We start from the raw sequence: 22,055 nt of genomic DNA on the forward strand, positions 1-22,055 counted from the left end.
GAACGCTCCCGTGCAGGACGCACCCCCCGCGCCCACACCACCCCAGACCGCGCCACCGCAGGCCGCGCCCACACAAACCGCGCCACCACAGGACGCCCCCACACGGGCCACACCAGCGCAGGACACTCCCGCACAGAGCGCGACTCCCTCGTCCGCGCCATCCCACGCCGCGCCAGCGCAGGACGCTCCCACACGCAGCGCGACTCCCCCACCCGCGCCGCCGCACACCGCGCGGCCGGAAGAGGCCCCGGCGCAGGACGCGACCCCCGCGTCCACACCACAAGCCGCGCCCGGGCACACCCCGCCTGCGCGCACCGCGCCGCCGCAGGACGCCGCCGCACAGGGCGCGGCTCCCCCATCCACGCCACCACAAACCGCGCCAACCCACGCCACGCCTACACAAACCACACCAGCGCGGGACGCTTCCGCATGGAGCGCGACTTCCCCGCCCGCACAGCCGCACACCGCGCGGCCGGAAGAGGCTCCGGCGCAGGGTGCGACCCCCACGTCCACGCCACCACAGACCGCGCCGCAACAGGACGCTCCCGCACAGGGCGCGGCTCCCCCACCCTCGCCACCACAGGCCGCGCCATCCCAAGCCGCACCTACACAAACCACACCAGTACAGGACGCTCCCACACGCAGCGCGGCTCCCCCACCCGCGCCGCCGCAGGCCGCTCCATCCCAAGCCGCGCCAGCGCAGGACGCTTCCGCATGGAGCGCGGCTCCCCCGCCCGCGCAGCCGCACACCGGGCGGTCGGAGGGGACTTCCGTGCAGGGCGCGGCTTCCTCGTCTGCGCCATCAGAGGCCGTATCGCCGCAGGGTGAGCCCGTGCAGGGTGCGGCTTTCTCGCCTGCGTCGCCGTCTCAGTCTGGGGTTGGGGAGAGGCGGCAGTGGGAGGTCTCGGTGCCTCCGGCTGGGCCTCAGCAGGGGGAGGCGGGGTATCCGGCGGCTCGGTCGTCGGGGCAGTGGACGGTGCCTTGGGAGGGTGCGGCCCCGGCGGCCCCGGCCGCGCCGGGGGCTGAGCAGGTTCCGACCGAGCAGGCTCCATCGGACGTGGCGCAGCGGTCTCGGCGGGGACGGCGCGTGCTGGTCATTGTGATGGCGGCGCTGGTGCTGGTGGCGGGTGTGGTGACCGGGCAGTTCGTCAGGCCCGCCCCGGAGCCTAAGATCGACTTGACGCTTTCGGCGACCAGCCACACGTTCCCGGGGACGGCTCCGAAGCTGCCTTGGCCCGCGCAGGGTCAGTCGGCCGTATACGTGGACGGGCTCGGGACGATGGGGACGTCCGGAGGGGCGGCGCCGACGCCCACTGCGAGTGTGGCGAAGGTGATGACCGCGTACGTGTATCTGCGCGACCATCCGCTGCGGACGGGTGAGGCGGGGCCGGTCTTGACGGTGTCGCCGCAGGCGGCCGCGCAGATTCCGATGCGCAGGAAGCGCGGGGAGTCGATGCTCGGCGTGACCGCGAACCAGCGGCTCACCCAGCGCAAGGCCCTTGAGGCCCTCATGATCATCTCCGCGAACGACGTGGCGCACGAGCTGGCGCGGTGGGACGTGGGGAACGAGCAGGCGTTCGTGGCGAAGATGAACGAGGCGGCGCGCGCGCTCGGGATGACGAACACGACGTACACCGATCCGAGCGGATATGACTCGCGCACGGTGAGCACGGCCGCCGATCAGGTGAAGCTGCTGCGGGCGGCGATGCGGGTCCCGGCGTTCGGCGAGATCGTCAACAATCGGGCGTACGTCCCGGACGACGGCGGGGCGGAGCGGCCGGGCGGGAACATCCTGCTGGGACAGTACGGGGTGGTCGGCGGCAAGACCGGCTACACCGACGCGGCGGGCGGGAACTTCGTGTTCGCGGCGCGCAAGCGGGTTTCGGGGGTACAGACGCTGATCGTGGGCGCGGTGATGGGGCAGCGGTCCACGAGCGCGATGGCCGCGGTGTCGGCGGGGCAGCAGCTCGTGGCCTCCGCCGAGTCGGCCCTGACGGCGGTCACGCTGGCGCCGCCGTCCGCCAAGGTGGCGCGGGTCGACGACGGGCTCGGCGGCGGGGCGCCGCTGCGCGTCTCGTCCGGTTTGACCGTGGTGGGCTGGCCGGGGCTGACGGTGCCGATCGGGATCGAGGGCGACCCGCCGCGCGAGGGCGAGAGCGGCGAGAAGGTCGGCACGGTCACGGCGGGCGCGGCGAGGTCGCCGTTGAAGCTCGACCGGTCGCTGGACAAGCCGTCCCTGCTGAAGCGCCTGATCCGGTTCGGTTAGGCCCCGGAGAACACAGCCGACAGGAAGCGGGTCAGGAGGGCCTCGCGGGTGGCGGGCGGGAGTGCGTCCAGGACGGTGTTGACCACGGCCAGCCCGGTCTGGCCGCCGTTCAGGTCCACGCCGGCGGCGGCCAGGAGGCCGGCGAATCCGGCGTCGTCGAGACTGTCGAGATCGAGGGCGGCGAGCGCGGTGACGAGGTCGGACGGGACGTCGGGTGGTCCGGCGGCGCGGGCGGCCTTGGCGGCGCCGGTGAGCGCGGTGAGGAGCGCGGCGACGTCGCTGACGCCGGTCAGGGTGAAGTGCAGGTTCGCCGGAATGCCCTGGTAGGAGAGCTGCGGCTGGAAGAACCAGCCCCGGGAGCGGGCCTCGTCGGCGAGGACGAAGACGTCCAGCGCGGCGTCGTCCGACGTCACGGCGACGAGCGGGACGGCGGGCTCGCCGAGGACGCGCAGGCCGGGGACCTCGCGGACGCCTTCGATGAGCCGGTCCGCGGCGGCCATGGCGGTGGCGGCGAGGTCCCGGTAGCCGTCCGCGCCGATCATGTTGAGGGTCGCCCAGGCCGCGCCGAGCGGGCCCGCGCTCTTGCTGCTCTGCACGGCGGCGTTGATGACGGTATAGCCGGGCCATTCGGCGGACGCGAAGTAGGCGTGGCGCCGGAGCGTCCCGTCCGAGAACAGGACGACGGAGGCGCCCTTGGGCGCGTAGCCGTACTTGTGCAGGTCGCAGGAGAGCGAGGTCACGCCGGGGACGGAGAGGTCGAACGGCGGGACGGGGCGCCCCTCGTCCCGCAGCCAGGGCAGGACCCAGCCGCCGACGCAGGCGTCCACATGGCAGAGGACGTTCGCGGCGGCGGCGATCCCCGCGATCTCCTCGATCGGGTCCATGACGCCGTGCGGGTAGGACGGCGCGGACGCGACGACCAGCACGGTCTGAGGGGTGAGCGCCGCGGCGGTCGCGGCGGGGGCGGCCCGGAAGGCGGCGTCGACCGGGACGGCCACCACGTCCATCCCCAGGTAGTGGGCGGCCTTGCGGAACGCGGGGTGCGCGGTCGCGGGCAGGACGATCTGCGGCCGTCCCTCGACCGGACGGGCGTCCCGCGCCGCCTTCACCGCCAGCATGATCGACTCGGTGCCGCCGCTGGTGAAGATGCCGGAGGTGCTCGGGCCGCCGCCGAGCCGCGCGGCGACGGCGCCGACGACCTGCCGTTCCAAGGCGACGATGCTGGGGAACGCGGTCGGGTCAAGGCAGTTGACCTCCAGCATCTCCAGGTAGGCGGCCGCGGCAAGATCGTGGACGGCGTCGCGTCCGGTGTCGTAGACGTAGGCGGTGACCTTGCCGCCGCGTACGGGCAGGTCGGCGTCCCGGAGCCGGGCCAGCTCGGCCAGCAGTTCGTCGGCAGGGCGCCCGCTCTTCGGTAGCTCGCCAAGCTGCGGGAGGTCGTCGGTCTTCGGAAGGTCGCCGGTTCTCGGGGGGTTGTCAGGCGGCATGGGTTCGCGGCTCCTTGGCTGGGTGGTGGGCGGCGGCCAGTCGGCGGTAGGCCAGCAGCAGCGGGACGCTCAGCAGGAGCAGCAAGGCCGGGACGAGCGTGAAACCGGCGGTGAGCCCGGTCAGGGCGGAGCCCGGCTGGTGCACGGGCGCGTCGAACACGTCCTTGGACGACCCGCCGCCGGACGACGAGCGGAACGACACCAGCGCGAGGATCAGCGCGAACACGCCGGGGCCGACGGCGAGGGCGCCGGTCTCGGCGGCGGTCCAGAGGCCGGTGAAGGCGCCGGACTGGGCGTGTCCGGTCCGTCCGGCGTCGGCGTGGACGGTCTCGGGCAGCAGCGACAGCGGGAGGAGCTGGACGGCCGCGTAGCAGACGCCGACCAGCGCGGTCAGCCCCAGGACGGCGCCCGTGGAGCCGGACGTGATCGCCGGGTACAGCGCGGCGGCCGTCGCGGCGAACAGGACGAGCGCGACCAGGTAGCAGGGGACGTGCCCGTAGCGGCGTGACAGCCGGCGCCACACCGGGACCGCGACCGCGCTCGGCCCGACCATGCACACGAACATCGCGGAGGTGAGCCCGTAGTCGTCCAGCCGGTAGGTCGCGACGTACGGTGCGCCCGCGAGCATGACCGCGACGGCCAGGGTGTGCGCGACGTAGGCGCCGAGCAGCGCGAAGAAGGGGCGGTTGCCGCGCGCCGTCCGCAGCGCCGCGCCCAGCCGCAGCGACCGGTCCCCTGGACGGGACGGGATCCAGCGGGTGGCCAGCGCGCTCGTGATCATGGCGGCGCCCATGGCGAGGCCGATGACCGCGCCCATCAGCGCGTATCCGGCGCGTCCGCCGCCGGCGGAGTCGGACAGCGCGGGCGCGAGGCCGCCCGCGACCAGGATCCCGGCGGTCAGGCAGACCACGCGCCAGGCCATGGCCCGGCGCCGCTCGGCGGGCAGCGCGGAGATCTCGGCGGGCAGCGCGACGTAGGGGACCTGGAAGCACGCGAACGCGCTGGCGGCCAGCAGGAACGCGAGCCCGGCCCAGCAGGCCGCGAACCCCGGCGAGTCGACGGGGACGGCGAACATGGCGGCGAACAGCACCGGCAGGGTCACGGCCCCGGCGAGAAGGAGCCGGGTGCGGCGGCCCGTCCGGACGGCCTCGCGGTCGCTGGCGGCGCCGACGATCGGGTTGAGCAGGACGTCCCACGCCTTCGGGACGACCAGGACGGCCCCGGCGACGGCGGCGCTCACCCCCAGCACGTCGGTCAGGTAGTACAGGAGCAGCAGCCCGGGGACGGCCGAGAACACGCCCGTGCCGACCGACCCGATCCCGTAGCCGAGCAGCCGCCGCTTCGGCAGCGTCTCCGTCATCCCGCGTCCGGCGAAGGGCCGCCGGGCCGGTCGGGTTCCGGGGGCAGGCGCAGGGCCGCGGCGACGAGGCGATGCAGGTGGGCGCGGAATCGGGCCAGTTCCCTGGGGTCGTCCATGCCGCGGCGGCGTCCGTTCTCGTCCAGGACGCCGCCGCGTCCGAAGCCGTGGGTGCACCAGATGACGCTCCACACCACGTACTCGACGTCCACGTCGTCGTCCACGACCTGCCGGACGGCGTCGGTGACCAGCTCCATGAGCGGCTTGACGTAGAGGTTCTCCAGATGGGCGACGTCGGCGGCGTCCGAGAGCCAGCGGTGCATCCACAGCGCGGGGATCTCCGGGTTCTCCGCGCAGAAGTCGATGTAGCGGTCGAGGAGCCGGAGCAGGGCCGAGGCGTCCAGCGTGACGGCCTCTTCGAGGGACGACCCCTCGGATCCGCCGCCGAAGGCCTCGGCGAGCGCCGCTTCGAGCGCGGCCCGTTCCTTCTGGTGGGCGCGTTCCATGACGGCCAGGTAGAGGTCGCGTTTGCCGCCGACGTGGTAGGCGACCGTGGCGATGTTGAGTCCGGCGGCTTCGGCGATCAGGCGGGTGGAGGTGCCGTCATAGCCGAGCGCGGCGAACAGCCGGGTCGCGACGTCGAGGATCCTTCCTCGACCGGAGTCGCTCGTCATCCTGCCTACGGTAGGCGCCCGTCCGCCACCCGGTCAATCGCTTGATGGAGTCCCTACGTTCGCCGGGCGCTCGGTCCGGCGAACACCGCGGCGGCGCCGAGTCCGAGGTAAATGATGCCGGTCGCGTACCGCTGCCGCCGCTGGAACACCGGGCGCGCGCGCAGCCACGCGCCGATCGAACCCGCCGCGAGGGCGTAAACCATGTCGCAGACCACCCCGATCAGTGTCAGGACGAGGCCCATCACCGCGATCTGCAGCGGGACGGCTCCGGCGGCCTGGTCCACGAACTGCGGCAGGAAGGCCAGGAAGAACAGCACGACCTTCGGGTTCAGGACGTTCACCAGCACGCCGTCGAGGTACACGCGGTGCAGCGGCTGCGGCCTCAGCCGCGTCTCCTCCTCGTCACCGCCGCGAGCGCGCAGCGTCCGATACGCCAGATACACCAGGTAGGCGGCGCCTGCGTAGCGCAGGATGCCGAAGGCCGTGGCGGACGCGGCGACGACGGCGGACAGCCCGGCCGACGCGGTGGCAACATGCACGAGCGTGCCGGTCTCGACGCCGAGCGCGGACGCGATCCCGGCCCGCCGCCCCTCGGCCACACTGCGGGTGGTGATGTACAGGTGGTTGGGACCGGGAATGGCGACGAGCGTCATCGCCGCCAGCAGGAACAGCAGTGGATTCGTCACCGAGCCGACGCTACGAGCCCGATGGACTCACCGGCAGAGCCAATGGCCACCACGAATCATGGACCAATCCCCCGAGGTTCCCAGCTCAGGCGCGGGCGGCGGAGAGGGCGCCGGCCAGGACGAGGCGGCCGGACGTGCGGACCATGGCGGCGACCTCCTCGACCGGTCGGCGGAGCGAGGCGAGGCTGACCAGCGCGGCCAGCAGGATGTGGCCGAGGACGATCTCGACGTCGTCGCGCTCGGGCACCGGGTCGCCGATCGCCGCCGACAGCCGGTCCCGCACGAACAGGAACAGCACGGTGCGGGCGTCGTCCACGCTGGAATCGTCCGAGGTCACGGCCTGGATGATGGCCGAGGTGAGGGTGAGCTCCTCCGCCGCGACGAACACGATGCGCTCCAGCAGCGCGGTGAGCCGCTCGACCGGGGTGTCGCCGACGGCGAGCGCGTCGATGTCGTGCGTGACGCGGTGCGCCCAGGTCGCGGCGACCTCGGTGAGCAGATGGTCCTTGGTGGCGAAGTAGCGGTAGACGGTCGCGCGGGCGACCCCCGCGCGGTCGGCCACGTCGTGCATGGTGACGGCCGGGTAGCCGCCTTCGAGCGCGAGATCCCGCGCCGAGTCGATCAGCCGTTCCCGCCGGGCCTGCTGGTCCTTGCTCAGCGTCCGCGTGACGGTGAACCGCGCTTCTTCGCTCAATGCGCCTCCTCGCTGTGGCCGCCTCCATTCTTCCGCACCTTCGGCCCTTCGCGCCGCCACACCGGATCATCCGCCCCCACCGGGCGCACGGCGCGAACCACTACGCCAGGGAGATTCGGGCGAACGGCCGCAGAATGCATTATTCGCGGAGCACATTTTTCCGCAGAGCGCATTTTCCGCGGCGCATGTTTCCGCAGAGCGCCTCCCACGGAACCGTCCGCAACGCCTTCGCGCGGGCATCGCCTGGGCGCACCCTGACGCAGGCGGATGCCCGCGGACGTCCGCCGTAGGCGGCCGGGGCTCGCCCGGCCTGTTCGATCCTTCCAGCGTGAGGTCGCGCCGGAAGGACCGGACAGGCCCGGGCGGGCGGGTCAGGCGACGTCGAGCTCGCGGCGTCGTTCGGCCCATTGGAGGGAGTGCCGGATCGCGTCCTCGATGGTGTACTCGGGCTTCCAGCGGAGCAGCTCCCACGCCTTCGCCGGGTTCACGAACGCGCCGACCACGTCGCCGGGACGGGCGGGCGCCTCCTCCACCTGGAAGCCGTCCCCGACGACCTCCCGGAAGGCGTCGACGAGCTCGCGGACGGTGGTGCCGTCGCCCGTCCCGAGGTTCACGACCTCGTAGCCGGACGAACGGTCCGCCGGGCGCACCGGCGGGACGACCGAGTCGAACCGGGCGGCGGCCTCGGAGAACGCCCGCGCGATGTCCCACACGTGGATGTAGTCGCGGATCGCGGTGCCGTCCCGGGTTTCCCAGTCCACCCCGGTGATCTTGAACGGCACGCCCTGCCCGTACGACTCGATCATCTTGCCGAGCGCGTGCGTGGGCTTGCTGCTCTGCAGGCCCGTGCGCATGCGCGGGTCGGCGCCGATCGGGTTGAGGTAGCGCAGCGAGACGACGCGGAGCCCGTACGCCCGCGTGAAGTCCTCAAGCAGCAGCTCGGCCATCATCTTCGAGCGCGTGTACGGGTTCTGCGGCTCCAGCGCGGAGGTCTCGGAGACCGACAGGTCGGCCTCGGGCCGGTACATCCCCGCCGTGGAAGCGAAGATCATCCGGTCGCAGCCGTTGCGGACCAGGTGCCCGGCGAGATCGAGCGTCCGCGCCAGGTTGACCTGGTAGTACCGATGGGGGTCGGCCATCGAGTCGGGGACGACGATGAGCGCCGCGCAGTGCACGGTGACCGCGATGTCCGGATGGTCGCGGAAGATCTCGTCGAGCAGCGCGCCGTCCCCGATGTCCCCCTGGTAGAAGATCTTTCCCTTGGCGAATTCCTGCCGGCCGGTGATGAGGCTGTCGAGCACCACGGGCGTCACCCCGCGCTCCGCGAAGGCGGAGGCGATCGTGCTGCCGATGAACCCGGCTCCCCCTGTGATCAGGACTTTCATACGGCATCCCCTGAAGCCAGTGCGTCCCGTGTTGGATCGTCACGCACAGGATCAACAGCGCGTGGCCGACGGTCAACGCCCCGTTCTCCACCTGACCGGGTCCGGACGGCCGTGAACCCCGGCCCGGCGCGAGGCGTCCGCGCACGGCTTTTTTCGCCGTCACGCGCACCGGTCCCGGAGCGCGGCCCCCGAGATTCGGTGCCGGACGACCGGACCTCGACGGCAGGACCGAAACGAGCGCGACGTCCGAGACAGGCGCGGCGTTCGAAACGAACGCGATGTTCGGAACAAGTACTTCGGAACAAGTACAGCGTTTGCAGGATCCCCTCGGCCCCCGCACCGGTCATCGTCGGTGAATGCAGCCCATCCGCGTCCTCATCGTGGACGACCACGCGCTGTTCGCCGAGGCCCTGTCGGCCCGGCTCACGCGCGAGCCCGACCTGGTGATCCTGCCGATCGCCGCAGACGTGCGGCACGCCCTCGCGCTGACCGCCACCGAGCGCCCGCAGGTGCTCGTCCTCGACATGACGCTCGGCGCGGAGAGCGGCCTGGACGTCCTGGACCGCGTCCGGGAGTCGCACCCGGACATCCGGGTGGTGGTGCTGACCGCGATGAACGACCTCGACGCGATGGTGCAGGCCCTGCGGCGCGGCGCGATCGGCTGGCTCTCCAAGACCGAGGGCGCCGACCTGGTCGCCCGCGTGATCCGGTCGGCGGCCCGGCAGGGCGGCTGGGTCCCGCCCGAGGTGCTGGGCGAGGTGCTGCGCCGGCTCGTCCAGGAGACCCCGGAGCCGAACGGCGACGCCCAGGCACTCGCGGACCTGACGCCGCGCGAGCGCGAGGTCCTCCAGTGCATGGTCGACGGCCTGGGCCGCGCAGAGATCGCCGAGCGGCTCGGCCTCTCCGCGAACACCGTCCGAACCCACACCCAGAACCTGCTGGCAAAACTAGGCATGCACTCCGCCCTAGAAGCCATCACCCTCGCCATGCGAGCAGGCATGCGGCCGAGTTGATTGCAGCGCCCTTGGCGTGGGGCCTTGGCGGCCCTCCTTCGGCGGCCGCTGCGGCGATCGCTGCATCGCTCCGTCTCGCCCAGGGGCTCGCTGCGCGATCAGTTGCTCGCAAGCTCGCAACTGGCTTCGCACGCGATCGCAACGCTCAGGCTGTCGACACCTGAGGTAACTACCTCCCCCTGGTGCAAACGGCGTAGGGCTGGGCGTCTTTTGGGCGATTTCTGCGAGTAGCCGGGTTTCTACGCTCGGCGTGACGAACGCGGAGGGAAGATCGTGGAGATCGACGAAGTCGCCGCGCGGGTGTTTCGCAGCTACTGGGCGCTCCTGCTGGTCATGACCGTTCTCCCGCTGGTGCTGGTGGGGCTGGCGATGAGCGGGCAGGACCCGCCGGCGGTCGCGAAGTCGCGGTTGCAGGCCAGCAGCAAGGCCACCGACGCGGCGCCGGGGGACGCGGGCGTCAGCATCGTGGTCAGCCAGGTGAAGGCGTTCGCCACGAGCCGGAACCTGCTGGACGAGGTGCTGCGGCAGCAGCGGGTCCGCCGGTCGCCGGAGAAGGTCGCCAAGGCGATCGGGGTGACCGGGCTCGGGACGTCGACGGTGGTGGAGCTGTCGGTGAAGGACGCCGACGCCGCCGTGGCCACCAGGCTGACCGACGCCATCGGGACCGCGGTCGTCGCCGAGATCAACCAGTCGAACCAGGGCTCGATCACGAAGCAGATCGGCGACATCGACAAGCGGGTCCGGGAGCTGGAGCGCAGGCTCGGCCCGCTGTCGCGGCGGGCGGGGGCGCAGCCCAACCCCGACATCGGCGCCGCCAACGAGCGCGAACGGGTGCAGGCCGAGCTGACGGACCTGCGGTCGAACCGCTCCGACCTGCGGGCGCAGCTGTCGGCGGCCGGGACGGCGTCGATCGTGCAGCCGGCGGTGCTGGCCCCCGAGTCGAACCCGGTGGTCATGATGTCGGCGGTCGCGGGCCTGGTCGGCCTGATCGGCGGGATCCTGATCGCGGTGGTGACGGAGATGGTGCGTCCCACGATCCCCGGGCAGCGGCGGGTGGCCGAGCGGCTCGGCGTGCCGCTGCTCGGCTGGGCCGACCAGGGGCCGGCGGAGCTCGCCGACCTCGGGCGGCGGCTCAGGCTCTCCGCGAAGCGGGAGGGCGTCGGCCAGGTCACGCTGGTCGGGGCGCCGGGCCCGCTGCCTCCCGCGCTCGTGTCGTCGGTGGCGGCGGCGGTGTACGGGGACGGGACGAAGGTCGTCGCGACCCGTCCCGGCCGCAAGAAGCCGCCGGGCGGCGGCGAGCCCGCGAAGAACGGCAAGGGCAAGGGCGGTAAGGGCGGCGCGGGCGAGACGGGGGACGGGCCGCCCCTCAACAGCGGCGGGTCGGGCAGCAGGTCGGTGGTCCGCGCGGGCGCCGCGGTGATGACGAAGCAGTCCGGCGAGGCCGTCTCGCCGACCGACGTCACCCAGCCGGTGCCGTACCGGACGCTGTGCCACGTCCACGCGTTCGAGGACATCGACCCGGGGCTTGAGGAGTCGATCGGCGTGGTCGCGGTCGTCGGCCCGGTGACGCTCGTCTCGGGTCTGGAGTCGGTCCGCGACCTGGTCGCCGCGTCCGGCTGGCCGCTGCTCGGGGTCATCGCCGTATCCCGCAAGACCGTCACGTCCCGCAAGAGCAGGGGGTAGCCAGATGAGCTCAGCCGTTCCGTTCACCGTCCCGTCCTTCGCCGGAGAGGTCGCCGACGCGGTGGTCAAGGTGCTCGACTCGGGGTGGGTCACCACGGGGCCGCAGACCGCGGCGTTCGAGCAGGACTTCGCCGACTACCTGGGCGCGGCGCACGTCGTCGCGGTCGCCTCGTGCACGACCGCGCTGGAGCTGTGCCTGCGCGGGATGGGCCTGCCGCAGGGCTCGCCGGTGCTGACGCCGAGCCTGACGTTCTGCGGCGCGATCAACGCGATCCTGCACGCGGGGCACCGTCCCGTCCTGGTCGACATCGACGAGGACACGCTGGTGCCGGGCCCGGAGACGGTCGCGGTCGCGGCGGCGCGGCTGGTCTCCGCCGGCACCCCGGCCGCGGCGATGATCGTCCAGAACCAGGGCGGGTACCCGGTGGACCTGGCGGCGCTGACGGCGGCGGCGGGGCTGGACCGGACGCGGGTCATCGAGGACGCCGCGCACGGGCCGGGCGCCGGACGGGACGGGGCGCCCGTCGGCTCGTCCTCGTACGCGGCGTGCTTCTCCTTCTACGCCACCAAGAACATGCCGATCGGCGAGGGCGGCGCGGTCGCGACGACCGACCAGGAGCTGGCCGACCGGGTCAGGGCGATGCGGCTGCACGGGATGAGCAAGGACTCGTGGAAGCGGTACATGCCGGGCGGGAGCTGGCGGTACGACGTGAAGGACATCGGCCTCAAGGCCAACATGACCGACATCCAGGCGTCGATCGGGCGGGCGCAGCTCACCGCGCTGCCGGAGTGGCAGCGGGTGCGCGGCGAGCTGGTCGCCCGCTACGACGAGGCGCTGAGGGGGCTGCCCGGCCTGACGCTGCCGCAGCGGGACCTGGACGGCGTCCAGCACGCCTGGCACCTCTACCAGATCCGCGTCCCGGAGCGGGACGCGCTCATCGCAGAGCTGGAGGCGGCGGGCGTCGCGACGTCCGTGCACTTCATCCCCGCCAGCCACATGACGTACTACCGGGGCGTCCTCGGCGAGCAGGAGTGCGCGCGGGTGCCGGTGACCGACCGGGTCGCCGAGGAGCTGCTGTCCCTGCCGCTGTACCCGGGGCTGTCGCCCGACGGCCAGGACCGGGTCGTCACCGCACTCACCAAGGCGTTGCGGGCCCGGGACTGACCGTGCGCTGGTTCCTGTCGCGCCTCCCCCGCCGGGTCGCCGTCCCGGACACCGCCCCGACCCCCGCGAGCCCGCTGGCCCTGCTGATGGGCCGGGACGAGGTCGTGCTGTCCGGGCATCGCGGTCAGCGGATGGTGCGGGGCCGGCGGGTCCTGATCACCGGCGCCTGCGGGACGATCGGGTCCGCGCTGTGCCACCAGGTCGAGCGGCTCGAACCCGCCGCGCTGTGCCTGGTCGACAAGGACGGCGGCGGCCTGGCGCGGCTCGGGCGCGAGATGACCGGGTGGCTGGACGAGGACGCGGTCACGCTGGCCGAGGCCGACGTGCGGGACGGGCGGCGCGTGGACCAGGTCATCGGGGACGCCCGGCCGGAGCTGCTGTTCCACACCGCCGGGCAGAACAAGCTGGCGAAGGTGGAGCTGGACCCGTGCCGCGGGGTCGCCGACAACGTGCTCGGCACCCGGTACGTGGTGGACAGCGCGGTGCGGCACGACGTGCAGCGGCTCGTGTTCGTCTCGTCCGACAAGGCCGCGGAGCCGACGTCGGTTTTCGGCGCGACGATGCGGCTCGGCGAGCTGCTGCTGCAGACGGCGACGGGCGGCCCGACCTGCTTCGCGGCGGTCCGGGTCGGCAACGTCATCGGCGAGGCGGGGCCGCTGCTGGCCCTGCTGGCGCACCGCATCTCCTGCGGCGAGGCCGTCACCATCACCCATCCGGAGGTGGCGCGCCATTTCATGACGGTGGAGGAGGCGGCGGGGCTGCTGATCGAGGCGGCGGCGCTGGCCGAGGAGGCCGAGACGTTCGCGCTCGACATGGGCAGCCCCGTCCCGGTGATCGAGCTCGTCCACCGGTACGCCGAGCAGCTGCGGCTGCCGGAGGTGACGATCAGGTTCAGCGGGCTCGGGCCCGGCGAGAAGCTCGCGGAGAAGGCGTTCTCCGACTCCGAGCGGCGGATCCGCACCGCCCACCCCAAGATCTGGGCGACCCGGCCCGCGGCGCCCCCGGCCGGCCTCCCGCAACTGCTGGACGCGCTGGACGCGGCGGCCGGGACCGGCGACGTGGACGGCGTCCGGCTGCTGCTGCGCCGGCTGCTGCCCGAGTACCACCCCATCCGGCGGCCGCGCCCGCCCGGCGACCCGCCGCCGGCCGGCCCGTCCTCCCTCCACGAGGCGGGGTGCAGCCCCGACCCTCCCGGCCTGTGAGGTGCCCGTGAGTGCAAGCAGGAAGCTCCGAGTGGCCACCGTGATCACCCGCTTCAACGGCGGCGCCGGTCAGGTGGCGCTGAACGGCGCGCTGTCGCTGCCGGACGGCGGGTACGAGCGCGCGATCGTCACCGGCGGCGTCGGCATGGACAGCGTCGGCAGGAACGGCACGGGCGGCGAGGGCGAGGGGGGCGTGCTGTACGGGGAGGAGGCCGTCGCGAACGCCGCCGCCGGGGACCTGACGCCCGACGCGCACGCGGCCGGGATGGAGATCGTCCAGGTGGGGCCGCTGGTGCCGCAGATCTCGCCGCGCGACGACCTGGCGGCGCTGCGCACCCTGACCCGGGTGCTGGCCGAGGGGCGGTACGACGTCGTCCACACCCACAGCGCGAAGGGCGGCGTGATCGGACGCGTCGCGGCGGCGCGCGCGGGCGTGCCGCGCATCGTGCACACCTGGCACGGGTTCCCGTTCAACGAGTTCCAGTCCTGGGCGCGCCGCCGCGCCTACATCAGGCTCGAACGGGTCGCGGCGAAGCACACCGACGCGTTCCTCGCGATCGGCTCGGAGACGGTGACGACCGCGCTGCGGCTCGGGCTGGCCACGCCTGAGCGGATCCGGCTGTCGTGGCCCGCCGTGGACGTGGACGCCTACGCCACCGCGCCCGGCTCCCGCGCCCAGGCCCGGCGCCGCCTGGACCTGCCGCTCGGCGTGAAGGTCGTCGGGTCGATCGGGCGGCTCACCTACCAGAAGGGCCCGGAGATCTTCGTCAAGGCCCTGGCCCGGCTGCCCGACGACGTGTTCGGGCTCTGGGTCGGCGGCGGGACGATGGCGGGCGGGCTGGAGCGGCTGACCGCGCGGCTCGGCGTCGCCGACCGGATGCGCTGGCTCGGCCACCGCGACGACGTCGCCGACGTGCTGCCCGCGTTCGATGTGATGGCGATGTCCAGCCGGTGGGAGGGCCTGCCGTGCGTGCTGGTCGAGGCGATCGGCGCCGGGATCCCGCTGGTCGCGACCGCCGTCCCGTCCAACCAGGACCTCGTGCTGGCCGGCGAGACGGGGATGCTCGTCCCGCCCGAGGACCCCTGGCGCCTCGCCGGGGCGATCTCGGCGCTGCTGGACGACCCGGCCGCCGCGGCCCGGATGGCCGAGCGGGCCCGCGCCCGGGTCGGCGGCTGGTTCTCGCCCGGGCACCTCGGGACGGTGCTCGACGAGACCTACCGGGGGACCTCCCAGCGGCCCTACCAGCGGTGACCGGGCAGGAGAGCCGATGACCGCCACCATCCAGGCCGCACCCCTCGCAGACGCGGACGCGCCGTCCACGGGCGGACCTGTGGCGGGCGGGCGGCGTCCTCCGCTGCGGCGCCGGACGCGGCTGACCTCGGTGGTGCTGGTCGCGGGGATCGCCTCGCTGCCGATGCTGATGCCCGCCGGGCTGCCGCCCGGCCCCGGCAACACCGGGCTGCCCGACCTGGCGCTCGTCGGCGTCACCGCGACGGTGCTGCTGTGGGCGGGCACCCGGCGGCTGCCGGTGCGCTGGCCGTTCCTGCTCCCCACCCTGCTGACGATCATCGCCGGGGGGATCGCCTCGCTGGCGAACGACGCCGGGCTGCTCACGCTGTTCAAGGACCTGTTCGTGCTGCTGTGGGCGGTCAGCGTCGCCAACCTCGGCCGCGACCCCGCCCTGCTGCGGCTCGCGCTGCGCTCCTTCGTCTGGATCGGCACGTGCTACGCCGTCGTGATGATCGCCGGCTTCGTCCTCGGGATCGACGCGCTGTCGGGCAAGCAGATCGACGGTGAGCGCGCGATGTTCACCTTCGGCGACGCCAACTACGCCTCCAACTGGTTCATCTGCGTCTTCTTCGTCGCGCGCGCGTCCCGCTTCCCCGCGACGGCGGGGCGGCGGTACGCGGTGTGCGGGATCCTCCTCGCCGCCGAGATCCTGACCGGCTCCAACGGCGGCGCGCTCGCGCTCGGCGCGGCGCTGCTGCTCGGCTGCCTGTTCCGGCTGTTCCGCGAGGGCAAGGCGCACCACGCCGTCGCGGTCGGGGCGCTCGCGGTGTTCGTGGGCGGCGGCGGGGTCGCCGCCCTCAGCCAGATCGACGTCCAGCCCTACCTCGACCAGGCCAGCCAGGCGTCCCCGATCCTGCGCGACTCCATCGGCCGGACGACCGGGGAGAGCACCAACTCGCGCAGCACCGTCTTCGCCACGACCGTCCAGATGATGAGGGACGAGACGGATCCGTGGGGCATCGGCCCCGGCCAGACCGAGTCGCAGATGCGGATCCGGCAGGAGACCTACGTCCGCGAGGCGCACAACGACTACATCGCCTCGGTCCTGGAACGCGGCTTCCTCGGCGGGCTCGCGCTGGTCCTGCTGGTGTTCGTCCTGCTGCTCAAGTGCCTGCGGGTCGCGCGGCGGGACGCGCTGACCCCCGAGTACGCGCGGCTCGTCCCCCGGCCGGAGCTGTTCGGCGCGCTCGTCGCCGTCTTCCTCATCTCCGGCCTGTTCTACGAGACGCTGCACTACCGGCACGGCTGGGCGATCTTCGGCCTGATCGCCGCACTCGACCTCTTCGGCCGCCGCGACGCCCGCGCCCCCCGAGGCGCCCCACGCGACACACCTCTCAGCCTCCCACCGGAGGAAACCCGATGACCGACACGCAGCAACCGGCCGTGCCGCTCGTCCCGCCCAAGTCCGATGAGATTGGACTTCGTAGGCGGCTGGTGGGGCTCGTTGCAGGGAATATGGCGGGACGGGTGGGTGCACTGGCCTCGCTTGGGGTCGCGACGATTCTGGTGGCTCGGATCGGCGGGCCCCGGCTCGTCGGGGCGTTCACGCTGGTGCGGATCCTGCCGGGCCTGCTCTGCCAGCTGTCCAACGCCGGACTGCCCGCCGCCGCGCCCTACTTCCTCGCCAAGGACGACTTCGACCAGCGCCGGGTGCGGCCCACGCTGGCCTGGCTGACCGTCATCGGCGCCGTCGCCGGCGGGCTCGGCTGGCTGGCCCTCAGCCCGCTGTTCTACCTGGTGTTCTTCAAGTCGTTCGGGATCTGGATCACCCTCGCGGCGGCCGTCCCGTCCTTCACGCAGGGGTTCGTCTCGGTCGGCAAGGGCCTGCTCCAGGGCACCGACGACCAGCACGGCGCCAGCCTCGCCATCGCCGTCGAGGAGTTCGTGTTCCTGCCCATCTACCTGGTGATCCTCCTCGGCTGGTACGGGCCGGGCGCGCTCATCACCGGGCTGGTGCTCGCCGACGTCGCCGCCGCCGCCTGGATCGCGCGGCGGCTCGCGCGGCGCCGCTTCTTCTCCGGATGGGGACGCCCCGACCGGCGCCTCGGCCGCACCATCACCGGGTACGGGTTCCGCGGCTACCTCGGCCAGCTCATCGACCTGCTGCAACTGCGCTTCGACATGGCGCTGCTCGGCGCGCTCGCCGGACCGAAGGTGCTCGGCGTCTACACGGTCGCGAGCAAGTTCGCCGAGCTCGTCCAGCTGCCCGGGCTCGCCGTCAACTACGTCCTGTACCCCGACTTCGCCAAGGACGACCGGGCGACCGCGACCCGGCGGACGGCGCGGCTCATCCTGCCCGCGCTCGGCGTCTCCGTACTGGCCGCGCTCCCGCTCGCGCTCATCGCCGGCACCGCGCTGCCCTGGGTGTTCGGCGACGTCTTCGACGACGCGGTGGCGCCCACCTACATCCGCCTCGCGGGCGTCGTCACCTTCGGCGTCACCGGGCTCGTCATGGCCTACCTCTACGGCGTCGGACGGCCCGGCGCCGCGTCCACCGGGCAGGGCATCGGCCTGCTGGTCGTCGTCGTGCTCGGCGTGATCCTGATCCCGGCCCACGGGGCCACGGGCGCCGCGATCGCCACCTCCGTCTCCTTCGTCGCCACCACGGTGGCGCTGCTGGCGTGGTTCCAGCACGTCAAGAACAAGGGGTAGAGACCAATGTCCGAGGACCGACGCACCGATCTCGCCACCCGTCCCGTCGACCCGTCCGACGGCGTCGCGCCGTCCCGGGGCCGCCGGACGCTGGACGTCGCGGGGGCGCTCACCGGGCTGCTGCTCCTCAGCGTCCCGCTGCTGATCGTCTACCTGCTGGTGAGGCTGTCCAGCCCGGGTCCCGGCGTGTTCCGCCAGACCCGGGTCGGGCAGGGCGGCCGCCCGTTCACCATGTACAAGTTCCGGACGATGCGGCAGGGCGTCGGCGGGCTCACCGTCACCGCCAACTGCGACCCGCGCCTCACCCGCGTCGGCAAGCTGCTGCGCCAGTGGTCGCTGGACGAGCTGCCGCAGCTGGTCAACGTGCTGCGCGGGCAGATGACGCTCGTCGGGCCGCGCCCGGAGACCTACGACCTCGCCGTCCACTACGACGCGCGCTGCCGCTGGATCTTCGACCACCGGCCGGGGCTCACCGGCCTCTCGGAGGTGCGGTTCCGCGACTTCGACGTCCTCGGCCCCGGCGAGGAGGTCGACCTGGTGAACTACATCGAGCGGATCGTCCCGGCCCGGGTCGCGGTGGACGCGGTCTACCTGCGCGCCCCGTCGATGGGCGCGACGTTCCGGGCGCTGTGGGACACCGTGAAGCACATCCTCGGCTTCACGATCCCGCCGTTGCAGGTCACACCCGAAGGGGCCGTCGAGGAGGTCGAGCGGACCATCCCGATCCCGAAGCCCGACCCCGCCGCCTGACCGCCGTCCGACACCATCGCCTCACCGCCCGCCTGACCGCCGTCCGACACCATCGCTCTCGGGGAGGGACCACATGGACATCCGGGACACCCGGTTCAAGGTCTCGGCCGTGGTGGCCACGCTCCTGCTGGTGGTCGCCTTCCTGTACGCCGTCCAGCGGAACTCGTCCGGCGACGACGAGCCGTACCGGGGGCCGCTCGCCTCGCCCGGCACACCGGCCGCCGGACCGGGCGCCACGCGGCGCATCGCGCTGAACACCCGGCCGGCCGACTACGCGCGGCTGAAGGCGCTCGGCTACGACCTCGTGGACGTCAAGCCCGAGGAGTCGCTCGTCGCCGGAGTCCCGGACGGGATGCGCGCGCTGCTGTGGGTCGGCAACTTCACCTGCGGCCGCTTCGAGCTCGACTTCGAGGAGTTCACAAAGGCCGTCCAGCGCTTCGGGCGCGACCCCAGGGTGTACGGGTGGTACCTGTCCGACGAGCCCAACCCCGGCGAGTGCCCGCGGATCGCGCAGGAGATCCGCCGCCGCGCCGACCACCTCAGGCGGAACGCGCCCGGGCAGGTCTCGTTCATCTCGCTCACCGACTGGCCGATGAAGCCGGTCACCCCGAAGCGGGTCAACGTCGATCTCTACGGGCTCGACCCCTACCCCTGCAAGGGCTCGGCGAAGGCCCGCGACGACTGCAACATCGACGCCATCGACCGCATGGTCCGGATGGCCGACGACGCGGGCATCCCGCGGCGCGTCGTCGCCCCGGTGTTCCAGACGTTCGGGCAGGGCTGCTCGAAGGGCGACAAGCAGTACTGGCTGCCCACCGAGAAGCAGTTCCGCGCGATCCTCGCGCGCTGGGACCGGCTCGCGCCGAACCCGCCGCTGGAGATCTCCTACTCCTGGGGCCACCAGGAGCAATGGGCATGCCCCGCCTTGTCGGACGCCTCGGGCGGCGCGCATCCCGACCTGCAGAGCATCATGCGGGACCGCAACGCCAAGCGGTCTTAGGGGTTGTCGGCCACCGCCGGATGCGGCGCCTTGACCGGCGCCGGGAACTCCATGGAGCCCAGCTTCAAGGCCAGGACCTCCATCGTGGCGACCACCAGAACGAACGCGACGGCCAGCAGGCCGAGCCTCTTGCGGTTCACTCCCCGCGCACCCCTTCAAACCCCCAGTAAGCAGGAGAAAAACTAGCACAGGACGACAGATCGAGGGCCCCAGGGGCACCGGGGGTTCAGAAAATACGGCGGCTTGTCAGGTTCGCGGCGCGGGCGTTCACGCAGGCGCCGGTCGCCAGGTCGAAGGCGAAGTTGTGGGCCAGGCAGTGCACCTGCCCGTCCCGGACGACCGCGCCGATGGCCAGGTCCTCGCCCGCGTGGGGGCAGTAGCGCGGGATGTCGTAGCGGCCGCCGCCCCACTCGACGGTGATCCGCTCGCTCTCGTCCCGGCCCGTCTCGTACGCCTCGACGGCCCGCAGCGCGGGCGCGTTGGCGTGCTTGAGCAGGCCGACCAGGTAGTCGTTGTAGACGTCGGGGTCGCGGTAGAGGCTGAGCCGGAAGGAGATGAGCAGGTCCTCCCAGGCCAGCCGCCCGTCGATGACGCCGTCCAGCCAGCGGCCCGCCGCCCGGATCCGGTAGTGCGGCCGGACGGCGGGCGACGCCTCGGACACCGTCAGCCCGTCCGGCGAGAAGTCCACGTCCCAGATCCCGCCGTTCGGGCCGGTGACCTCGAAACGGACGATCATGGCGATCTGCTCCAGGAAGTAGTCGCTGAGGCTCCCGAGGTGCGCGAAGTGGGCGGCGAACCGGCCGAACAGCCCCGGGCCGGGCTCGGGGTGCTCCGCCAGCACGTCCGCGATGAAGGGCGCGCGGTCGGCGGCGTAGCGGGCCAGGTACCCGGCCCGATCGGCGTCGGCGAACGAGAACCCCGCCGAGACCGGGTCGCGGATGATCCTCCCGGTGTCCAGGTCGACGGTGTCGCCGGGCTTGAAGTGGTCCCAGCGCTGCCCCGGCAGGTGCTCGCGCAGCCACGCGGTCGCGACCTCGGGATCGCAGAACGCGCCGTCCTCCTGGCCGAGCACCCAGTTGAGGTGCGCGACCTCCTCGTCCAGGAAGCAGGGCGGCCCGGCGAACGGGACGGCCAGCTCCGGCTCGGTCTGCCGGACGAGGCGCTGCGTGGCGCGGAGCTTGGACACCCGCTTGTCCATCGAGACCTTGGCCATCTCCCCGGCCGGGTACTCGTAGCAGATCGGATGCCAGGACGCCCCGGACGTCTGGAGCGCCATCAGGTCGAGCCGGCCGCCCGCCAGGTGCTTGGCCCGGCGGGCCTGCGCGGCGGTGAGCCTGGCGTCGTTGCAGTGCAGGAGGCCGCGCCCGTCGACGACGATGAGAAAAGCCGCATCATGGCACATCGGCGAGAGTTCGGGAATCGCGGTGATCCACGACCCGCGATTGTCCAGCGGGAATTTCTCCCAGGCCGGTATCTCGATTACCTGGCGGGAACCCGCCACCGCCGCCATGCGTTCACGGAAGGCGGGGCCCGGATAGCGCGGAATGAGGATTCGGGTCCGCTGGGGAAGCCGCCCGACGACCCAGGGATCGAAATGATCTAGGTGTTCGTGGGACACGGCGACCCAGTCGGCTTCGAGCAACCGGGCGGCGTCAAGATGATCGTTTCTCGGATACTGGTGCCAGGCTCCGAGAAAGGCCCCTGCGGGAGCGAGCCATGGGTCCGCGAGCAGGTGGAACGCCGAGGCGTCCACCGACACCCCCGCATGTCCGAGAAATGTGACCGTCGGCATGCTGAGACTGTCTCTCCCCGGCCTCGCGGCCGCACCCGCCGGAATGCGCAAAGCGGCTACGCCGTAGGTATGAAAGAAATGACTCCGGCAGAGTTGACAATCCTGACTTAGACGCCACAACAAAGCGTTTAGTTTACCCCCGGGATGTGCATGTCCACTTCCGGTCAGACAACGGTCTGTCGCTGCCGGATTACTGGACACCGATGGCGCTTGGAGCGACTGTCAAGAGGTGCTGGTAATACGGACGGGGGTCCCTTCATGAACCCTGGGCAGACTCGCTCGTCCCCGGCGGACGGGCCCGCGGGCCGCACCGCGCTCGCGGACGGTCGCGATGCGGGACGCCGCGGCCCGCAGGACGCCCGCGCCCCGCTGGAACCCGGCGGCTCCCTGGACTCCGGCGGCTCCCTGGAACCCGGCGGCTCCCTGGAAGCCCGCGGTCCCCTGGAACCCGGCGGTCCCCCGGACGGGCCCGCGCCGACCGGGAGGGGGGAGCACTCCCTGTGGAGACGGCGGCTCCGGCACGACATCCGCCACGAGCTCGGCACGATCATCATGCTGGCGTCGGCGGTGGTCGTGGCCGACGACGTCGGCAACGGCAGCCGGGAGCGGGTCGAGCAGCTGCTCGGCGAGACCCGGTGGCTCGACCACCTGCTGCGCCGGCTGGACGAGGACGACGACGACCGGCCGCCGCCGGGCCCCGAGCGCATCCGCGTGGACGCCCTGACCGTCGAGGTCGTCACCGCGATGCGCCTGGCGACCTCGCACGAGATCTGCTTCGCCGGCGGCGAGTCCTGGGCCCACATGGACCCGGTCGCGCTGTGGCGGGCCCTCCGCAACGTCCTCGACAACGCGTGCCGCGTCGCCGAGGGCCGGGTGGACGTCCGGGTGGCGGTCGAGCAGGGCTGGGTCGTCATCCAGGTCGACGACGACGGCCCCGGCTTCGGCACGGGGTGGGGCG

The 22,055-nt window shown here is 72.7% G+C and carries 19 protein-coding genes; 11 read left to right on the forward strand and 8 right to left on the reverse strand.

Going from position 1 to position 22,055, the window contains the following annotated elements; all coding sequences use genetic code 11:
• Positions 1-1,087: 1,087 nt before the first annotated feature.
• Positions 1,088-2,266, forward strand: a complete 1,179-nt coding sequence (locus E1298_RS26025; protein WP_243725812.1) for a D-alanyl-D-alanine carboxypeptidase family protein — start codon at positions 1,088-1,090, stop codon at positions 2,264-2,266.
• Here E1298_RS26025 and E1298_RS26030 read toward each other — a convergent pair.
• The 6 genes from E1298_RS26030 to galE all read right to left on the reverse strand — a co-directional run bounded on the left by E1298_RS26030 (position 2,263) and on the right by galE (position 8,549).
• Positions 2,263-3,753: a pyridoxal phosphate-dependent decarboxylase family protein gene (locus E1298_RS26030; protein ID WP_131897701.1), complete on the reverse strand. Its 1,491-nt coding sequence runs from the start codon at positions 3,751-3,753 to the stop codon at positions 2,263-2,265. The genes E1298_RS26025 and E1298_RS26030 overlap by 4 nt on opposite strands.
• Positions 3,743-5,113: an MFS transporter gene (locus E1298_RS26035; RefSeq protein WP_131897703.1), complete on the reverse strand. Its 1,371-nt coding sequence runs from the start codon at positions 5,111-5,113 to the stop codon at positions 3,743-3,745. Before E1298_RS26035 ends, E1298_RS26030 begins: the two co-directional genes overlap by 11 nt.
• The gene (locus E1298_RS26040) at positions 5,110-5,784 is read right to left on the reverse strand and encodes a TetR/AcrR family transcriptional regulator (RefSeq protein ID WP_131897705.1); all 675 of its coding nucleotides are present in this window, start codon (positions 5,782-5,784) and stop codon (positions 5,110-5,112) included. Before E1298_RS26040 ends, E1298_RS26035 begins: the two co-directional genes overlap by 4 nt.
• 53 nt (positions 5,785-5,837) lie before the next feature.
• Complete coding sequence (locus tag E1298_RS26045; RefSeq protein ID WP_207944845.1) at positions 5,838-6,470, reverse strand: LysE family translocator; 633 nt, start codon at positions 6,468-6,470, stop codon at positions 5,838-5,840.
• Between the two features lie 85 nt (positions 6,471-6,555).
• Positions 6,556-7,164, reverse strand: coding sequence for a TetR/AcrR family transcriptional regulator (locus E1298_RS26050; protein ID WP_131897707.1), 609 nt, complete (start codon positions 7,162-7,164; stop codon positions 6,556-6,558).
• A 371-nt stretch (positions 7,165-7,535) separates the two neighbouring features.
• On the reverse strand, positions 7,536-8,549 hold the full coding sequence (gene galE / locus E1298_RS26055; protein ID WP_131897709.1) for a UDP-glucose 4-epimerase GalE: 1,014 nt from the start codon (positions 8,547-8,549) through the stop codon (positions 7,536-7,538).
• Positions 8,550-8,905: 356 nt separating this feature from the next.
• On the opposite strand from galE, the gene E1298_RS26060 reads away from it, so the two are divergent.
• The 9 genes from E1298_RS26060 (at position 8,906) to E1298_RS26100 (ending at position 19,305) form a co-directional block, all read left to right on the forward strand.
• Positions 8,906-9,562 (forward strand): response regulator, encoded by a 657-nt coding sequence (locus E1298_RS26060; RefSeq protein WP_131897711.1) that lies wholly within the window; start codon positions 8,906-8,908, stop codon positions 9,560-9,562.
• A 273-nt stretch (positions 9,563-9,835) separates the two neighbouring features.
• Complete coding sequence (locus tag E1298_RS26065) at positions 9,836-11,245, forward strand: YveK family protein (RefSeq protein ID WP_131897713.1); 1,410 nt, start codon at positions 9,836-9,838, stop codon at positions 11,243-11,245.
• A gap of 4 nt (positions 11,246-11,249) precedes the next feature.
• On the forward strand, positions 11,250-12,410 hold the full coding sequence (locus tag E1298_RS26070; RefSeq protein WP_131897715.1) for a DegT/DnrJ/EryC1/StrS family aminotransferase: 1,161 nt from the start codon (positions 11,250-11,252) through the stop codon (positions 12,408-12,410).
• Between the two features lie 2 nt (positions 12,411-12,412).
• Positions 12,413-13,612 carry a polysaccharide biosynthesis protein gene (locus E1298_RS26075; RefSeq protein WP_131897717.1) on the forward strand — a complete coding sequence of 400 codons (1,200 nt, stop codon included), beginning with the start codon at positions 12,413-12,415 and terminating at the stop codon, positions 13,610-13,612.
• Positions 13,613-13,643: 31 nt separating this feature from the next.
• Positions 13,644-14,864: a glycosyltransferase gene (locus E1298_RS26080; RefSeq protein WP_165975665.1), complete on the forward strand. Its 1,221-nt coding sequence runs from the start codon at positions 13,644-13,646 to the stop codon at positions 14,862-14,864.
• Positions 14,865-14,880: 16 nt separating this feature from the next.
• A complete protein-coding gene (locus tag E1298_RS26085; protein WP_131897721.1) occupies positions 14,881-16,266 on the forward strand; it encodes an O-antigen ligase family protein in 1,386 nt (461 codons plus the stop codon).
• Positions 16,267-16,358: 92 nt separating this feature from the next.
• Positions 16,359-17,555 (forward strand): lipopolysaccharide biosynthesis protein, encoded by a 1,197-nt coding sequence (locus E1298_RS26090; RefSeq protein WP_279499199.1) that lies wholly within the window; start codon positions 16,359-16,361, stop codon positions 17,553-17,555.
• Between the two features lie 6 nt (positions 17,556-17,561).
• Positions 17,562-18,305 carry a sugar transferase gene (locus E1298_RS26095; RefSeq protein WP_131897725.1) on the forward strand — a complete coding sequence of 248 codons (744 nt, stop codon included), beginning with the start codon at positions 17,562-17,564 and terminating at the stop codon, positions 18,303-18,305.
• Positions 18,306-18,378: 73 nt separating this feature from the next.
• Positions 18,379-19,305: a hypothetical protein gene (locus E1298_RS26100; RefSeq protein WP_131897727.1), complete on the forward strand. Its 927-nt coding sequence runs from the start codon at positions 18,379-18,381 to the stop codon at positions 19,303-19,305.
• On the opposite strand, the gene E1298_RS48390 is transcribed toward E1298_RS26100, so the two are convergent.
• Both E1298_RS48390 and E1298_RS26105 read right to left on the reverse strand, forming a co-directional pair.
• Positions 19,302-19,445, reverse strand: a complete 144-nt coding sequence (locus tag E1298_RS48390) for a hypothetical protein (RefSeq protein WP_165975667.1) — start codon at positions 19,443-19,445, stop codon at positions 19,302-19,304. The two genes, E1298_RS26100 and E1298_RS48390, sit on opposite strands and share 4 nt — an antisense overlap.
• Positions 19,446-19,531: 86 nt before the next feature.
• Positions 19,532-20,815 (reverse strand): Rieske (2Fe-2S) protein, encoded by a 1,284-nt coding sequence (locus tag E1298_RS26105; RefSeq protein WP_243725813.1) that lies wholly within the window; start codon positions 20,813-20,815, stop codon positions 19,532-19,534.
• Positions 20,816-21,355: 540 nt separating this feature from the next.
• Here E1298_RS26105 and E1298_RS26110 point away from each other — a divergent pair.
• A partial coding sequence (locus E1298_RS26110) for a sensor histidine kinase (protein ID WP_131897731.1) occupies positions 21,356-22,055 on the forward strand: 700 nt, incomplete at its 3' end.

It is taken from the genome of Actinomadura rubrisoli, assembly GCF_004349215.1.
GTDB lineage: Bacteria > Actinomycetota > Actinomycetes > Streptosporangiales > Streptosporangiaceae > Spirillospora > Spirillospora rubrisoli.

Excerpts from the sequence above, each read along its gene's own strand:
- E1298_RS26030 (WP_131897701.1), bottom strand. The coding sequence starts at position 3,753 with ATGCCGCCTGACAACCCCCCGAGAACCGGCGACCTTCCGAAGACCGAC.
- E1298_RS26035 (WP_131897703.1), bottom strand. The coding sequence starts at position 5,113 with ATGACGGAGACGCTGCCGAAGCGGCGGCTGCTCGGCTACGGGATCGGG.
- E1298_RS26040 (WP_131897705.1), bottom strand. The coding sequence starts at position 5,784 with ATGACGAGCGACTCCGGTCGAGGAAGGATCCTCGACGTCGCGACCCGG.
- galE (WP_131897709.1), bottom strand. The coding sequence starts at position 8,549 with ATGAAAGTCCTGATCACAGGGGGAGCCGGGTTCATCGGCAGCACGATC.
- E1298_RS26060 (WP_131897711.1), top strand. The coding sequence starts at position 8,906 with ATGCAGCCCATCCGCGTCCTCATCGTGGACGACCACGCGCTGTTCGCC.
- E1298_RS26070 (WP_131897715.1), top strand. The coding sequence starts at position 11,250 with ATGAGCTCAGCCGTTCCGTTCACCGTCCCGTCCTTCGCCGGAGAGGTC.
- E1298_RS26085 (WP_131897721.1), top strand. The coding sequence starts at position 14,881 with ATGACCGCCACCATCCAGGCCGCACCCCTCGCAGACGCGGACGCGCCG.
- E1298_RS26090 (WP_279499199.1), top strand. The coding sequence starts at position 16,359 with ATGGCGGGACGGGTGGGTGCACTGGCCTCGCTTGGGGTCGCGACGATT.
- E1298_RS26095 (WP_131897725.1), top strand. The coding sequence starts at position 17,562 with ATGTCCGAGGACCGACGCACCGATCTCGCCACCCGTCCCGTCGACCCG.
- E1298_RS26100 (WP_131897727.1), top strand. The coding sequence starts at position 18,379 with ATGGACATCCGGGACACCCGGTTCAAGGTCTCGGCCGTGGTGGCCACG.
- E1298_RS26105 (WP_243725813.1), bottom strand. The coding sequence starts at position 20,815 with ATGGCGGCGGTGGCGGGTTCCCGCCAGGTAATCGAGATACCGGCCTGG.